This window comes from Sphingomonas sp. (genome assembly GCF_024508665.1).
Lineage (GTDB): Bacteria > Pseudomonadota > Alphaproteobacteria > Sphingomonadales > Sphingomonadaceae > Sphingomonas.
This window is the reverse complement of sequence record NZ_JANINP010000007.1, coordinates 326551-342433: the sequence shown is the minus strand read 5'-3', so window position 1 is coordinate 342433 and position 15883 is coordinate 326551. Positions and strand designations below refer to the sequence as shown.

Annotated in this window: 15 protein-coding genes; 6 read left to right on the top strand and 9 right to left on the bottom strand. The window is 64.7% G+C overall.

The annotated features are described in order from the left end of the window. Positions 1-36 precede the first annotated feature (36 nt). From Q0L25_RS16795 to queF, 3 genes are all read right to left on the bottom strand, one after another. Entirely contained in the window at positions 37-1323 is a 1287-nt protein-coding gene (locus tag Q0L25_RS16795) for a glycoside hydrolase family 130 protein (protein ID WP_296616268.1), read from the bottom strand. Between the two features lie 48 nt (positions 1324-1371). After that, positions 1372-3639 carry a glycosyltransferase family 4 protein gene (locus tag Q0L25_RS16790; protein ID WP_296616266.1) on the bottom strand — a complete coding sequence of 756 codons (2268 nt, stop codon included), beginning with the start codon at positions 3637-3639 and terminating at the stop codon, positions 1372-1374. A 136-nt stretch (positions 3640-3775) separates the two neighbouring features. Continuing rightward, positions 3776-4222 carry a preQ(1) synthase gene (queF, locus tag Q0L25_RS16785; RefSeq protein ID WP_296616265.1) on the bottom strand — a complete coding sequence of 149 codons (447 nt, stop codon included), beginning with the start codon at positions 4220-4222 and terminating at the stop codon, positions 3776-3778. 278 nt (positions 4223-4500) lie between these two features. On the opposite strand from queF, the gene sseA reads away from it, so the two are divergent. The 6 genes from sseA (at position 4501) to Q0L25_RS16755 (ending at position 10040) form a co-directional block, all read left to right on the top strand. Beyond that, the gene (sseA, locus tag Q0L25_RS16780; RefSeq protein WP_296616263.1) at positions 4501-5349 is read left to right on the top strand and encodes a 3-mercaptopyruvate sulfurtransferase; all 849 of its coding nucleotides are present in this window, start codon (positions 4501-4503) and stop codon (positions 5347-5349) included. A gap of 78 nt (positions 5350-5427) precedes the next feature. Beyond that, positions 5428-6615 carry a cystathionine beta-lyase gene (metC, locus tag Q0L25_RS16775; protein WP_296616262.1) on the top strand — a complete coding sequence of 396 codons (1188 nt, stop codon included), beginning with the start codon at positions 5428-5430 and terminating at the stop codon, positions 6613-6615. After that, positions 6612-7889 (top strand): mechanosensitive ion channel domain-containing protein, encoded by a 1278-nt coding sequence (locus Q0L25_RS16770; protein ID WP_296616260.1) that lies wholly within the window; start codon positions 6612-6614, stop codon positions 7887-7889. The genes metC and Q0L25_RS16770 overlap by 4 nt, the downstream gene beginning before the upstream one ends. A 200-nt stretch (positions 7890-8089) precedes the next feature. Further along, positions 8090-8980 carry a TorF family putative porin gene (locus Q0L25_RS16765; protein WP_296616258.1) on the top strand — a complete coding sequence of 297 codons (891 nt, stop codon included), beginning with the start codon at positions 8090-8092 and terminating at the stop codon, positions 8978-8980. Between the two features lie 130 nt (positions 8981-9110). Continuing rightward, entirely contained in the window at positions 9111-9497 is a 387-nt protein-coding gene (locus Q0L25_RS16760) for a MerC domain-containing protein (protein WP_296616256.1), read from the top strand. 66 nt (positions 9498-9563) lie between these two features. Next, positions 9564-10040, top strand: a complete 477-nt coding sequence (locus Q0L25_RS16755; protein ID WP_296616255.1) for a Fur family transcriptional regulator — start codon at positions 9564-9566, stop codon at positions 10038-10040. A 245-nt stretch (positions 10041-10285) separates the two neighbouring features. On the opposite strand, the gene Q0L25_RS16750 is transcribed toward Q0L25_RS16755, so the two are convergent. The 6 genes from Q0L25_RS16750 to Q0L25_RS16725 all read right to left on the bottom strand — a co-directional run bounded on the left by Q0L25_RS16750 (position 10286) and on the right by Q0L25_RS16725 (position 15862). Beyond that, positions 10286-10768 (bottom strand): GNAT family N-acetyltransferase, encoded by a 483-nt coding sequence (locus tag Q0L25_RS16750; protein ID WP_296617789.1) that lies wholly within the window; start codon positions 10766-10768, stop codon positions 10286-10288. 59 nt (positions 10769-10827) lie between these two features. After that, positions 10828-12084 (bottom strand): dipeptidase, encoded by a 1257-nt coding sequence (locus Q0L25_RS16745; RefSeq protein ID WP_296616252.1) that lies wholly within the window; start codon positions 12082-12084, stop codon positions 10828-10830. Between the two features lie 257 nt (positions 12085-12341). After that, a complete protein-coding gene (locus Q0L25_RS16740) occupies positions 12342-13115 on the bottom strand; it encodes a metallophosphoesterase (protein WP_296616250.1) in 774 nt (257 codons plus the stop codon). Next, positions 13112-13945 (bottom strand): diacylglycerol kinase family protein, encoded by an 834-nt coding sequence (locus Q0L25_RS16735; RefSeq protein ID WP_296616248.1) that lies wholly within the window; start codon positions 13943-13945, stop codon positions 13112-13114. The genes Q0L25_RS16740 and Q0L25_RS16735 overlap by 4 nt, the downstream gene beginning before the upstream one ends. A gap of 31 nt (positions 13946-13976) precedes the next feature. After that, entirely contained in the window at positions 13977-14984 is a 1008-nt protein-coding gene (locus Q0L25_RS16730) for a histidine kinase dimerization/phosphoacceptor domain -containing protein (protein ID WP_296616246.1), read from the bottom strand. A 68-nt stretch (positions 14985-15052) separates the two neighbouring features. Beyond that, positions 15053-15862 carry a DUF815 domain-containing protein gene (locus Q0L25_RS16725; protein ID WP_296616244.1) on the bottom strand — a complete coding sequence of 270 codons (810 nt, stop codon included), beginning with the start codon at positions 15860-15862 and terminating at the stop codon, positions 15053-15055. Positions 15863-15883: the final 21 nt, after the last annotated feature.

The window sequence follows — 15883 nt, the reverse complement described above, 5'->3', positions numbered from 1 at the left end:
CCCTCCCGCAAGCGGGAGGGGAGGTAAGGCGAGAGATCAGACTAGCGTCGCGACGAGCGCCTTGATCGGCACGAAGGCGAACGCGACCGAACTATCGGCCACGCCGTATGGCAGGAACAAGCTGTCGCCATGGCGGATCGCGCCGCACGAATAAACGACGTTGGGCACGTACCCCTCACGGTCCTGGTCCTTAGCGGCCAGGATCGGCTCGGCCGTACGGCCGATCACCTTTGACGGGTCCTCCTTGTCGAGCAGCACCGCGCCAACCGAATATTTGCGCATCGCGCCAACGCCATGGGTCAGCAGCAGCCAGCCTTCGTCGAGCTCGATCGGCGGGCCGCAATTGCCGATCTGGACCAGTTCCCACGGATAATGCGGCTCGAGCAGGCGTCCGCCTTCCTCCCAATGCGTCAGCCGGTCGGAATCGAGCAGGAAGAGATTCTCGCCGTCCTGGCGCCCGATCGCGAGATAGCGGCCGCCGACCTTGCGCGGGAACAAGGCGATGCCCTTGTTGCGTGCCGCGGGTCCGGTCATCGGCACCAGGTCGAAGGCGCGGAAATCGCGCGTGCGCAACAGCTCCGACTGGATCTGCGAGCCGTTATAGGCGGTGTAGGTGCCGAGCCATTCGATCTCGCCATCGTCGTGATGGAACTGGACCAGGCGGAGGTCCTCCAGGCCTTTCGACTGGGCGTCCGTGATCGGAAAGATGACCGTGCCAGACAAAGTCGAATCGCGATGCCGGTGCACCGTGACCGGGCCCGAGGGAACATGCTCCTCATCGCTGCCATGGACGTCGGCCGCGGTCGCGAAGGGCGGTTCAGGGGCCAGCTTGAGCTGGTTGTCCGTAGTGATGATGCCTTCGCGAAAGGCTACCGAGGAAATGTGCCCTTCACCCACCGAGCGCAGCGACATCAGGATGCGCATCGACCCTTTGGGCATACCGGTCTGGTCGAAATGCGGCACCGCACTGGGGTTCATCAGCGCCGCCGCCGCGTAGGAATATTCGTGGCAGAAATAGGCGCCGATCAACTGGCGTTTCTCATCGCCAATGTCGCGGCCGTCGAGACCGAGCAGATCCTCGATCTCGTCATAGCGCGTCATGAACACGCGGCGCGTCTGCCAGTGACGCGCCTCGAAGTCCTTCAGCACGACCTCAAGTTCGTCGCGCGTCTCCTGAGCCGACATCGCCAGAACCGCCCGGACCAGCCGATCGGTCCGGCTGGTCCCGCCGCCGACGGGGGACCAGCCGATATGGAACGGACGAACGACGACTCGCGACGGGTCGGCGTGCAGCCTAAGGCTGTGATGAAATATTTCGAGCAACGGCCATCCCGCTTGCAACCCTGATCCAAGCGGCGCCGCGTGTCGTTGCTACGCGACGGCGCGGCCCGTCCCTGCCACGGTTCCGGCAGCTTTTCCAAGTGCCGAAATCGCGCAAGAGGCCAATTGCAGCGCCAAAATCGACTCTGCGCCCTGATTCCGGTTCAAACCGCCCGGCATCAGGCCGTCGAAACAGCCGCCATCCTGCACCGTCGCCAGCGGCAGATCGAGGTCGTTCTGACCCAGATACCAGCGATACGCCCGGTTTGCTTCCTCGACCCAGCGCGGATCGCCAGTCGCCTTGAACGCCGCGGCGCAGGCATCGATCGTAGCTTGTGCTTCGAGCGGCTGCTGATCGAACGGCAACGGTCCTTCATAGGGCCGCCCGAAACTGTCGGTGCCGACGGCGCGGAACCGGCCTTCGGGGCTGGTTTGCTGACCCACGATCCAGTCGAGCGTGCGCAAGCCCGTCGCGATCAATTCCTGACGTTCGAGGGCTACGCCGGCACGAATCATGGCCTCGGGCAGGCGAGCATTGTCGTAGGCGAGCACGATTTCGAACCATTCCCATTCGGGCCGGCGCGTTTCCTGGAGCAAATCGGCCAGATCGGCTGAAAAGCGTTCCAGGATGGTTCGCGACCGTTCGTGGCCGGGATGTGCGCTCAGCATCGCCGCGGCGCCGAGCATGGCGAACGCTTGCGCTCGCGGGCTGGTCAGCTCCAACGCGATTCCCGCGGTCTCGTCGAACAGGCGTGCCGCCCAATCGCGATGCTTGGGAAGCGTGGCGCGCTTGGCAGTGACGCCCAGCGCCCAGATCGTACGGCCGTTCGAATCTTCCGATCCCGCGTCTTCGCACCAGGTACGATCGAAGTTCATGAAGTTGCGGAAACGCTTCTTGTCGGGATTCCACGCATATTGGACGAACGCCGCGTAGGTCGTCATCCATTTGTCGCGCACGTCCTCGTCGAGATCGTCGATCGCGGTCATCAGCATCAGCGCTCGGACGTTGTCGTCGATACAATAGCCGTGGCGAAAGTCCGGCACCGATAGGACGGCGTGCTGAAACATGCCCGTCGCGTCGCTCATCCGTTCGACGGCGGCGATACTGGGCTTGAGCGGAGTCAAAGGCTTGGTGCTCCTGATCCGCCGCGGTGCCGCCGCGACGATCGCGTCGATCGCAACCAGACCAGCTTCGGCGAGGCGCGGCCAGATCATCGTGCGGCCGCGGGCATAAGCGCGCCGCATCAGCTCGGCACGCGCGGCGTCGTCGCGGAGCAAACGCGAAATCTCGCGCGCGAAGCCCTCGACATCACCGAAATCGACGATCACGCCATGGCCGTCGGCCAAGATCTCCGTCGCGTGAATGTACGGCGTCGACACGACCGCCTTGCCGACACCAATGGCGTAAGACAGCGTCCCCGACGTGATCTGTGCGGGGTTGGTGTAAGGCGTCACGTAGAGATCGGTCGCCTGAAGATAATCGAGCAACTCGTCATGCTCGAGGAAGCCGTCGATGAAGCGGACATGGTCGGCCACGCCCTTTTCGGCGGCCAGCGCCTTCAGCCGGTCGCGATAGGCCTCGCCCTGTTGCGCGACCAGATTGGGGTGCGTGGCGCCCAGGACGACGTATAGCGCGTCGGGATTGGCCGCGACCACTTCGGGCATTGCCGAGATCACGCTCTCGATCCCCTTGTTCGGCGCCAGCAGGCCGAAGGTCAGCAGCACCTTGCGCCCTTCCCAGCCGAATCGGGGCTTCAGGGTGTCGGGATCGACCAGCGGACGATCGGGCACGCCGTGCGGGATCATCATGATCATCCGCGGATCGGCGCCATAGACGCGTATAAGGATATCGCGGCCGATATCGGCCATGACGACAACCCGGGCGGCACGCTTGAGCAAGCCGTTCATCACCCGGCGCTGATCGTCATTCGGGTCTTCGAGGATCGTGTGCAGTGTCACGATGACGGGAATGGTCAGCCGGTCGAGCAAGGCGAGCAGATGCTCGCCCGCCGGCCCGCCGAAGATGCCATATTCATGCTGGACCCAGACGGCCTGAGCGCCGCTCGCTTCGATGGTTCGCGCGGTCGTCAGATAGGCCAGGCGATCTTCCTGCGCGATCGATCCGGTAACTTCCGGCGGATAATCGTACCCTTCGGCACGATCGTCCATCGCATAGACGTCGACCTTGATGTCGGGAAAACGGTCCTGGAGCGCCAGATACGTATCGGTCGTATATGTCGCAATGCCGCATTGCCGCGGCAGGAAATTGCCAATCAGCGCAAGGTGTTTGGTCCGGGGTGGTAGAGGCGAGGACGCCATTTCTGCCCTTTCACAAGTGATTTCCGGGCATTATCGCCCGACTCATGCCTCCCTGAACGGATTGAAAGAAATATGGTTGCGTATTTGTTGCAACGCAACAAAGGAATCGCGCTGACCTGTGTTAAGGTCGGGCATGTCAGCCACGGCCGCGATAGCCCGGCACGCCTTGATCGGGCAGCCATAGCCCGTCGGGCGCCGGGCCCGATTGCCAGAATACGTCGATCGGGATCCCGCCGCGCGGATACCAATAGCCGCCGATGCGGAGCCATTGCGGCTTCATCTCGGCCGTCAGCCGTTCGCCGATCCCGACCGTGCAATCCTCGTGGAAGGCGGCATGGTTGCGGAACGAACTCAGGAACAGCTTGAGCGACTTCGATTCGACGATCGTCTCCGCCGGCACATAGTCGATCACCAGATGCGCGAAATCGGGCTGGCCGGTCACCGGGCAAAGTGAGGTGAATTCGGGCCCGGTGAAGCGGACCAGATAGGGCCGGCCCAGACGCGGATTGGGGACATAATCGAGCACCGCCTCTTCGGGCGATGCCGGCAGCGAGCTGTTCTGACCAAGGTGTTTGGGGTTCATGACCGGGGATATAGGTGCGCCGCCCTCAACCGTCACCCCGGCCGTGTGCCGCCGGCCCGCTCCTCGCGCCCCAGGGCAGTGAGAGGCCGTGAACCCCGCATAAGGCCGGCAGGGCGATGCCTAAGCGTCTGTTCGCGCCAAACCTCCTTGCGACGGAGAATATTCACCCTCGACCCTCAACCTCCTCGACGGCCCCTTCCGTGCGCGTTAGGATCGGAACGCCGTTCCTTCTTCCCCGGGCGTTTTGGCATCGACCACGAGTAGAGGAGTGACGAATCATGGACGCGCTGGTGACCACCGAATGGCTGGCCAACGAATTGGGAGCGAACGACCTTCGCGTGGTCGACGCGACCTATTTCGGCTCGGTGCCGGGCAGCCCGGACGGCGATCCCGCGGCCAATTTCGAAAAGGCGCACATCCCGGGCGCGGTGTTCTTCGACATTGCCGAGATCGCCGATCTCAACAGCCCGCTGCCGACGATGCTGCCGCCGCCCGAGAAGTTCGCCAGCCGCATGCAGTCGCTCGGCCTTGGCGACGGCAGTCGCATCGTGCTGTACGACAATTCGCATTATCACACCTCGGCGCGTGCCTGGTGGATGCTGCGCGTGTTCGGCGCGCACGATGTCGCGATCCTCAATGGCGGCTTCGCCAAATGGCAGGCGGAGGGCCGCCCGGTGGAAAGCGGCAAGCCCCAGCATCGGCACCGCCATTTCACCGTTTGGGCCGACGACAGCCAGGTCCGCACGCTCGATCAGATGAAGGCTAACGTCGACAGCGGCGCAGAGCAGGTGCTCGATGCCCGGTCGGGGCCGCGCTTCACCGGCGAAGAACCCGATCCGCGCCCGGCGACGCATGCCGGCCACATTCCGGGCTCCAAGAACCTGCCGTACACGCGCTTGTTCAACGAGGACGGCACGTGGAAGACCGGTGACGCGCTCAACGCCGAATTCGAGAGCGCCGGGATCGACCTGTCGAAACCGCTGGTCACGACCTGCGGCTCGGGGATCACCGCCGCGGTGTTGCTGTTCGGCGCCCATCTGCTCGGAAATGACGGCGCGCTCTATGACGGCAGCTGGTCCGAATGGGGCGCGGATATGTCGACCCCCAAGGCGATGGGCGCGGCATAGGCAATTCTCCCCTCCCGCGAGCGGGAGGGGAACATCCGCCCGCTTGTCGAACCGGGCCCAGCCCCCTAGCACTTCCCAATGGCCGGCAACGAGAACGACAAGCCCCTTACCCGCGTGGTGACGGCGGGCAGGCGCAAGGAATGGACGCAGGGGATCGTCAATCCGCCGGTGTGGCGTGCATCGACGATCCTCTATGATTCGGTCGAGCATCTGCGCGAGACCGGACGGGGCGATACACGTCACCGGCTCTATTACGGGCGCCGCGGCACACCGACGCAATGGGCGCTGGCTGACGCGCTGACCGAGCTGGAGCCCGGTGCCGAGGATACATTCCTCTATTGCTCGGGAGTCGCCGCGGTCACGGCCGCGTTGCTGTCGGTGCTCGAGCCGGGCGACGAATTGCTGCTGGTCGACTCGGCTTACGATCCGACCACCAGTTTCGCCGCCGGCTTCCTCAAGAGGATGGGCATCACGACGCGGCATTACGATCCGCTGATCGGTGCCGGCATCGCCGAACTGTTCACCGACAGGACCAAGGCGATCCTGCTCGAAAGCCCGGGCAGCCTGACCTTCGAGGTTCAGGATATCCCGGCGATCGTTGCCGCGGCCAAGGCACGGGGCGTCGCCACGATCCTCGATAATACCTGGGCGACCCCCTTGCTCTTTCCCGCGATCGAAAAAGGCATCGACCTGACGGTGCTTGCCTGCACCAAATATGTCGTCGGCCATTCCGACGTGATGCTGGGATCGGTGACCGCGGCTCCCGGCCACTTCGCCCGGCTGCGCAATCTCAGCTACCAATTAGGTCAGGTTGCCAGTCCCGACGATTGCTGGCTGGGATCGCGCGGGCTGCGCACGATGGCGGTGCGGTTGAAGCAGCACGAGGCGGGCGCGCTCGAAATCGCGCGCTGGCTCGAGCAACGGCCGGAAGTGGTCACCGTGCTCCATCCCGCCTTGCCGAGTTGCCCCGGGCACGAATTCTTCGTCCGCGATTTCAAGGGATCGTCGGGGCTGTTCGCCTTCGCGCTGAAGGACGGCGATGAAGCCAGCCGCGCCGCCTTCATCGACGCGCTGCGATTGTTCGGCATCGGCTTCAGCTGGGGCGGTTTCGAAAGCCTGGCGGTCACCGCCGATCCCAGGCGCGCTTTGGGTGTGCCCGATCATGGCGGCGCGCTGGTCCGCCTCCATATCGGGCTGGAAGATCCGGCCGACCTGATCGCCGACCTCGATCAGGCGTTCGCGGCCTTCCGCGCGGCGCGGGGATGAACGACGCGATGGCCTGGTTGAACGCGCAGGGACTGGCCGTCCCGCGCGGTAGCGAGGCGACCGAAACCCTGATCGTCGTCGGGCTGATTGTCGTAGCGCTGGCGCTCGGCATATTGGCCGGCCGCTGGCTCGGTCCGCCGATCGAGGCGCTGTGGCAGCGCCAGCTCGGCCATCATGCCGAAGGGATCGGCCCCCGCGTGCCCTCGGTGGTACGACACGGTGCCGTAGCCTTGCTCCTCTCGATTCTCCAGGCGGCGGGGCAATGGCCGCCGCTCGCCGCCGGACTGATCGGCTTCTTCCTGGGTGCAGCAGTCGCGCGGATGGCGGCACACATCCTGCGCGGCCTCAACCTCGCGCGCTGGATGGCGTGGACCGTCGGGCTCGTGCTGTTCGCCGCGATCTTCAGCCATTCGGTCGGCGGCCTCGCGCCGATCAATAACGCACTCGATTCGGTCGGCTTCGATCTCGGTTCGTGGCGCTTTTCGTTGCTGCGGGTGATCATCGTGCTGGTGACAGTGATATGCCTGTTCGCCGCGATCCGGCTGGTCAACCGGCTGGTCGGTCACGCCATCGTCAGCACCAGCAGCTTCGACCCGACCCAGAAATTGCTCGCGCAGAAACTGGCCGGGATCGCGACGGTCACGCTCGCTTTCTTCATCGGCATCGACTTGCTCGACATCAGCCTGACCAGCCTGACGGTATTCTCCGGTGCGCTCGGCCTGGCGGTGGGATTCGGCCTGCAAAAGACCGTCGGCAACCTCATTGCCGGCATCATCCTGTTGCTCGATCGATCGATCAAGCCGGGCGACGTCATCGTCGTCGCCGACAAGGATGTCGGCTGGGTCAACAAGATCGGCGTGCGCGCGGTCAGCATCATCACGCGCGACGGCAAGGAGCATCTGATCCCGAACGAAGACCTGATGACCAAGCCGGTCGAGAATTGGTCCTATACCGATCGCAACGTGCGGGTGCGGATCCCCGTGACGGTCGCCTATGATTGCGACCTGCCCCTCGCGCAGGAATTGATGCTGCGCGCGGCGGCGGAAAGCCCGCGCGTGCTCGATATGCCCAAGTCCAATGTCTGGGTCAGCAAGTTCGGCGAGATCGGGATCGAGCACGATATCCTCGTGTGGATCAATGACCCCGAAAGCGGCGTCGGCAGTATCCGATCCGACGTGCTGAACCGGCTCTGGGTGCTGTTCAGGGACAATGGCATCACCCTCCCCTATCCGCGCCGCGACGTACACCTTGTCGGCACGGTCGTATCCGATTGATCTCCGGAAAGTGTTGCTCCGCCGCAACATCATTACGCCTATGGGCACGATTAAGGTCGATTAGTGTTGTGCAGCGCAGCGAAAGTCTGCACTCTATCTGCGTGTGACCGGCTCAACGGCCCGATCGGCAATCGCCGGTACAGAGGCTGGACCGGCACCGCAGGCGGGACGAACGCACTTTTCGCTTCGAAAGGAAGATAATGCGCTTGTCTCACATCAGCCTTGGCGCGCTGGCGCTCGCCATTGCGACTCCCGCCTTGGCGGACCCCTTGCCCGCGAGCACGCCGGCGCCCGATGCGGCGGCCGTTCCCGCGGCATCAACGGCGACGGATAGCGGCACCCCGGCCGCCGTGGCGACCGTCGACGATCCGGCCCCGGTGCCCGCCGCGGCAGCCGAGGGCGACACCGCGCCCCCGCCGCCGGTTACGTTCAGCGGATCGGCGACGCTGGTCTCGGACTATCGTTTCCGTGGCATTTCGCAGACCAACAAGCATTTCGCGATGCAGGGCGGCCTTACCGCGACGACGTCGGTCGGCCTCTACGCATCGGTCTGGGGCAGTTCGATCAGCGACTATGTCGCCGCGACGAGCCATCAGGAGCTCGACCTGATCCTCGGCTACAAGCACACTTTCAAGAACGGTGTGACGATCGATGGCGGCGTGCTTTATTATTACTATCCGGGCGCGATCAAGGGCGTGAACACAGACTTTGTCGAGCCGTATCTGTCGGTCGCCGATACCTATGGTCCGGCGACGCTGAAAGTCACGGCCAATTACGCTCCCAAGCAGAAGGCGATCTGGTCGGGTCTGCCGGGCCGCGACAAGGACGACAATTTCTATCTCGCCGGCGACCTGTCGGTAGCGGTGCCGAAGACGCCGCTAGCGTTCACCGGGCATCTTGGCCACACGTTCGGCCCGAGCTACCTGTCGATCGGCAAGGAATATACCGATTGGGCGCTCGGCATGACGGCGACCTACAAGCAGTTCACCGCCGGCATCAGCTATGTCGACACCAGCAAGGATCTGTTCTCGCCGTCGGGCAAGAACATCTCGCAGAGCGGCGTGGTCTTCTCGATCGGCGTTGCCTTCTAACCGCATGCACCCGGGGGAGCCATCGCTCCCCCGGTTTCGGCGCCCGCTGGTCGGCGGCCGATATCGACACAATCGATTTTTCCCGATGTAATATTGTAACGTCGCGCGGTTGCGCCTAGATGGGCGCTCGATGCATCCCGCGATTCGCCTTTCCTGGTTGGCCCGCATCCCCCAACTCGATCGCTATGCGATGGGTTTGTCCGGGCTATGCGCGGTGCATTGCTTCGCCAGCGCAGTGCTCGTGGCGCTTGCCTCGACCGCCGGCGGCATGCTGCTCAACCCCGCTTTCCATGAGATCGGGCTGACCGTCGCGATCATCCTGGGCGCGCTGGCGCTGGGTCGCGGTATTTTCGAACATGGCTATATGGCGCCCGCGGTCACCGGATCGCTCGGGCTGGGCATGATGGCCGGCGCAATGCAACTGCCGCATGGCAATGGCGGCGAGACGTTGTGGACGCTGATCGGCGTCGCGATCCTGGCGCTCGGCCACGATCTCAACCGGCGCGCGACACACTGAAGCCGAACCGGTGCGGGTCCAGCTGGACCATTGCCCTGTCCCGTCACAATCCCTAGATTTACGCTCATGGGTGCGCATCATCATCACGACCATCATGAGGCTTCCGGGACGGAGCTGACCAAGGTCGCGCAAGCGACGCTGGAGAAATCCGGCGAGCAATGGACGACGATGCGCGCGAGCATCTTCGATGCGCTCGCCAAGTTCGACAAGCCGGCCAGCGCCTATGACATCGCCGATGCGGTGTCGAAGGCGGAAGGGCGCCGCGTCGCTGCCAACAGCGTCTATCGCATCCTCGACCTGTTCGTCGGCGCCAATCTGGCGCGCCGGGTGGAGAGCTCGAACGCCTATATCGCCAACGCGCATCCCGATTGCCTGCACGATTGCATCTTCCTGGTCTGCGACAGCTGCGGCCAGACCACGCATATCGACGACGACAAGATCGCGAATAACGTCCGTCATGCGGCGGAGGCAGCAGGCTTCTCGCCGGTGCGGCCGGTGATCGAGGTGCGGGGCAAGTGTTCGTACTGCGAGCACGCGGCATAGCCGTCGCCCACCTGTCCTTCAGAATTCCTATTCTGCTACCAGCCGCTGCATAACTCAAATCCTCCCTATGCGAATGCATGGGGAGGGGGACCGTTTTACGCAGCAAAATGGTGGAGGGGAAGTGCCCTGCGCTATCCTCGCCGCTACGCGGCTGCGGCCCCTCCACCGCCTTCGGCGGTTCCCCTCCCCATCTGCGATGGGGAGGATTTGTCGGCCGCTAGCGTCACTCGGCGGGCGTTAGCGGGCTAGGCCAATACCTTGCCCATCCGGACCCCCGGCACCGGCACGCCGCGATCCGCCATGCTGTCGACGCGCTCGATCGCCTCATACCCGCAGGCGCGATAGAGCGGCTCGCCCGCGAGCGTCCCCATCAATTCTGCCCGCTTGAACCCAGCCGCGCGGGCGGCGGCCTCGTTGGCCGCCAGCACCATCCGGCCAATCCCGCGCCGAGTGAAATCGGGGTCGGTGTACATCGCCCGGATCCGCGCCGGGTCCTTGGCCGGATCGAGCACTGCGGCGTCGCGCGCGACCGCACCGGCATCGCCGCCGTACAGGGTCGCGCGATAGCTCCAGCCGCCGCAGCCGACGATCCTGCTCGCATCATCCTCGACCACGACATAGGTGCCATCGGCGATCAGCTGGGTGTCGAGCCCCATGCTCAACCGGCTCGCCTCGACCTGTTCGGGCGTCAGATAATCCCGCTGCAATGCGCCGATCGCGCGCTCCATCAACGCCGCGATCGCGGGAATGTCGGCGTCGGTCGCGATCCTCGTCCGCAGGCCGTCCGTCACTTGCCGTCGAGCATCTTGATCGTCGCGGTGGCGGGCGGCTCCTTCGCCATCGACGCGGCTACGCGCTCGGCGCCTTCCATCACCCGCAGGACGTTACCGCCCGCGAGCTTGGCGATCATCTCGTCGGTCCAGCCGCGGCGCATCAGCTCGGCGAGCAGCGCCGGATAGGTGGCGACGCTGTCCAGCCCGTCGGGCAGGCTCTCCACGCCGTCGAAATCCGATCCGATCCCGACATGGTCGATACCGGCGACCTTGACGACATGGTCGATATGGTCGGCGACCATGGCGAGCGTCACGGGCGGACGCGGATGTGCCTTTTCCCATTCCTCCATCGCCGCCTTCGCGCGATCGGGCTGACCGATATAGAGGCCGCCATAAGGCGGTGAATTGTAGCGCGCCCTTTCGGCGTTGCGTGCGGCCTCCCATTGCCGCCGCTCTTCCGACACGTAGCTCGGCGCGTAATTGACCATGATCACGCCGCCATTCTGGGCAAGCAGCTTGAGCACCTTGTCCGACACGTCGCGCGGATGATCGTCGAGCGCGCGCGCCGAGCTGTGCGAAAAGATCACCGGTGCCTTCGACACGCGCAGCGCATCGATCATCGTGTCCTCGCTCACATGGCTGAGATCGACCAGCATGCCCAGCCGGTTGAGCTCGTGCACCACCGCCTCGCCGAATTTGGTCAGGCCGCCATGCTGCGGATTGTCGGTGGCCGAGTCCGCCCATTCGATCGTCTTGGTGTGGGTCAGCGTCAGATAGGATGCGCCCAGTGCGCGATAGGCGCGCAGCACCGAGAAGCTGCCGTCGATCTGGCCGCCGCCTTCGACCCCGAGCATCGACGCGATCCGGCCCGAGGCGTGGATGCGCCGCACGTCGGCCGCGGTGACTGCCGGCGCGAAGACGGCTGGATAGCGGCGGAAAATCTCCTTCATCAACCCGATCTGGTCGAGCGTTTCCTTGACCTGTTCGGGCCCCGGCAGATTGGCCGAGACATAGACCGACCAGAATTGCCCGCCGACGTGCCCCGCGCGCAGCCGTGTGATGTCGGTATTGTACTTGGCTGGATCGAGCCGCGTCAGGTCCATCGTCCAGCGCGCATCGCCTGCCTTGTCGGCCAGCGTCTCCGCCCAGTCGTTATGCCCGTCGATCAGCGGCGTCTTCGCCAGGACGTTGGCGACGCGGGTTTCGTAGGAGGCGGGACCGGCGCTGATCATCAGCGGGGCGGCGAGCAGCAGGGCTAAAGCATGACGCATGGGCGGCGAGCCTAGCCGGGATTGCGAGCGGCTCAAGTCCTACCGGTGGTTATGGGCGCGGTAAGTGAGGGAATATCGGCTGCGAGCCTCCCTCTCCCCTCTCCCGCCTGCGGGAGAGGGAGGGGCCTGCCGCCAAAGGCGGTGGGAGGGTGAGGGTCTTCTTTCTTCTTTTGGGAAATCACCGCCTGGAAGAAGAAAGAAGACCCTAACCCAACCCTCTCCCGCGAGCGGGAGAGGGCTTTCTGTCGTACGGGAGTTTACGCCGCCTCCGGTTCCTCCACGGGCAAAATCTCGTCGGGCTGCGGCGTCATCGTCCGGCAGACGACTTCGAACGCGCCATCCTCGATACGGATCTCGTTGAACGACGGCGGAGTTGATCGCGTGCGTTCCGAAAGGGTACCGGCGCCGATCATCCGCACCACCGCATCGCCATCGCGATGCTCGACATCGAAAGCATCATGGACGTGCCCGGTCAGGACCGCATTCGCTCCTGCCCTCATGAGCGCCTCCAGCGCTTCGGCGCCGCGATGCGTCTGCTTCGACAGTCGCTTATGCGGCTCGATGAGGGGATGGTGACAAGCGACGAACACCAATTTTTCCTTGGGCACTGCCTCCACCAACGCCAGCGCCTGATCGAGCGCATGCCGGCTGACATGACCTGAGGCCCAATTGAGTCGGAATTGCGCGCGCGCCGTGGTCTTGAGCGGGACGATCGCGACGCCCGGTAGTTCGAGCGGCTTTTCGATCATGCGCTCGATCTCGCGGACCCGGCGATATGGCGTGAAGATCCGAGCAAGGGGGTTGAAATAGGGCAGATCGTGATTGCCGACCTCGACCGTGACCGGCCGATCGAGCGATCGCAGCCAAGCAAGGCCAGCGTCGAATTCGTGACGCCGCGCGCGCATGGTCAGGTCACCGGTCATCACCACCGCATCGGGTCTTTCCGCCGCGACCAGCGCGTCGAACCACGCGACGGCCGCCTTGTCCTCGCGTCCGAAATGCACGTCGCTGACGTGGAACAGCCTCGTCATGCTTGCTCTTTCGCAGTGGTGATGAACTGCGGCCTGCTACGCCCGACCGTGATGGTCGTTCCCGGATCGAGCATCTGGGGCTCGCCGTCGAACAATGCCAGTACCGGGCGGCGCTCGGCCACGCGCACCCGGCCGGTACGGACTTCAGTCACCGCCTGGGCCGCGAGCCAATCCCCGGTCACCCAATTCCAGCCGAGATCGGCGATCGCGCGGGCATCGCGGGCGTCGACCGCGGCGATCTGCAGATGATCGTCCTGTGCCCGAATATAGGCGGCCTGGACGCGGGACGGGAAACCGGCCGCGCCGGTCAAATGGACGCCGCGCCCGAATGTTCGCCGCCACGCCGCGCGGATCGCTGGCCAGATTTTGCCGAAGCTGCCCTCGCGCACATGCTCGCGGGCACGATACCAGCTCGCCGCGGGCCCGACGATCGTCCCGACTAGCGCGCGGTGCTTACCCGCTTCGACATAAGGAAGCGTGGCGCGCTGCCCATGTTCATGCGCCGCGTGCACGATCGCCGCCGGATCGGCGTCGCCGTGCAGCATCTTGGCGAGCATGTTCATCGTGCCACCAGGCAGGATCAGGAGGCCGCCATCCCATGCCGCCAGCGCGCACGAGGCCGCGTTGATCGTCCCATCCCCAGCGAACAGGACGACGGTGTCCGCTCCGGCACGGTCGAGATCGGCGATCGTCGGCAGCGTCTGATCGGGGAAATCGGTTCGCCCGACAAAGTTCAGCCCACGTTCGGTACAAGCCGCTTCGATCGCCTCGGCCTTTTCCGCGTCGGACGAACCGGAATGCGGATTGGTAATGAACCACAGTCGTTCCATGCCCGACACAACGCGCCGCAGTCGCGAAGTTTCAGTCGGGCACATCCATCGTCACGCGCAAGCCGTTGGCATCGCTTGCCGTGGTCAATGTGCCACCCGCTTGCTTGGCAAACGCTTCGATCAATTTTTGACCAAGTCCGCCATCCTTGCTCTTCGCGCGCGACCCGGGTGGAAGTCCGACGCCGTCATCGGCTACGGTCAGCCGCCATCCGCCTTCGGGCAGATGCTTCCAGGAGACGCTGATCGTTCCCGTCTCACGGTCGGCAAACGCATGTTTGGCGGCGTTGGTGACGAGTTCGTTGACCACCAGGCCGATGGATACCGCATGGTCACGCGGGATATGCGCAGTGTCGGCATCGCAGGTCAGCGTGATGCCTCCGCGAAGCAGCAAGGCATCCGACAGCGTGTTGCAAAGGTCCCTCAGATAGTCGCTGACATTGACCTCGCTCCCCTGACCATCGCGATAAAGATGGCGATGCGCACGTGCGATGCTGTCGACGCGCATCAACGCCGACGTCAGGGCTTCACTGGCGGCCGGATCCTTGACGCGGCGGCGCTGGATATCGAGGATGCTCGCGACGATCTGAAAATTGTTCTTCACGCGATGTTCGAATTCGCTGAGCATCAGGTCGCGGTCGGCGATTTCGCGATCGCGCTCGGTAGTCGCGCGGTACACCGCGCGGCGGAAGGTTTCGGCGAGCGCAATGGTCAGCGCCGCCGCGACGACGATTGCAAACAGCGTCCAATAGGGACCGCTCTCGGTCGTCGTCGGGGACGGCAAATAGATTGCGAAGAACGCATATCCGATCGAGATCACGGCGGTCAGCAGGCCCGATTGCCAGCGCGCGAACAACGTCGCGATCATCACGGCGGGATAGACCAGGGCGAACACCGCGGCTCCCGGTGCCACAACGTTGATCCCGAACCGCAACAGCCCCGCCGCGCCGACGCACAATAATGCCACACCGCACTGGGTCGCCCAGCGCGGCACCGCCGGGAACAACCGGTCGGGCAGATCGAGTTCGCCGATCCTGGCCATGTATCGACTGGGCATCGTTACCGCCCCCCAAGTCAAGCCGAACCGGCCTGAAAATGATCCTTATCGGCTTAGAAAGGCAGCCGCTTGCCCGATCGTCCAGCCAAATCAGTGATATAATGCCAGGCTACGCGTCCGGACCGTCCGCCGCGGCGGGTCGACCAGCCGACTGCCTCGTCGGGATCGAACGATAAACCGAAGCGGTCGGCATAAGCGCGGACGATCGCCAGATATCCCGCCTGATCCATGACATGGAATCCCAGACTGAGCCCGAATCGGTCGGCAAGCGCGAGATGGTCGTCGACGCTGTCGCGCGGATTGATCGCGCTTTCCTGTTCGGCGATGTCGCGCGGCACCAGATGGCGGCGATTGGCGGTCACCACCAGCCGGGCATTGGCCGGCCGCGCTTCCGCGCCGCCCTGGAGCAGCGAGCGCAGCGCCCGGGCGTCACCGCCGGCATCGAAACCGAGATCGTCGAGGAACAGGACGAACGCGCGCGGCAGTCCGTCGATCCGGTCGAACAGCGCCCGCAGCCCGTCCATCGCCGCTACCTCGACCAGCGCTAGCTTGCGGCCCTCGGCCTGGACCGCCGACACCGCGCTCTTGACCAGCGCCGACTTGCCGGTCCCGCGCGCGCCCCACAACAATACGTCCTGCGCGGCGAACCCGTCCGCCAGCCGGCCGAAATCCTCGACCAAAGCGGCCTTCTGCGCATCGATCCCCAACAGCAGGTCGAGCGGCAGCGGGTCGAACTTGCGCGCGGCGGCCAGTCGGCCGTCGCGCCAGATATAGGCGGGGTGGACAAGCGGGTCGGCATCAGCCGGCACGGCCGGCGCGATGCGTTCGAGCGCGGCGGCGATACGGTCGAGCGGGTCGGTCATGCCGCCCGCGTTACACGGCCC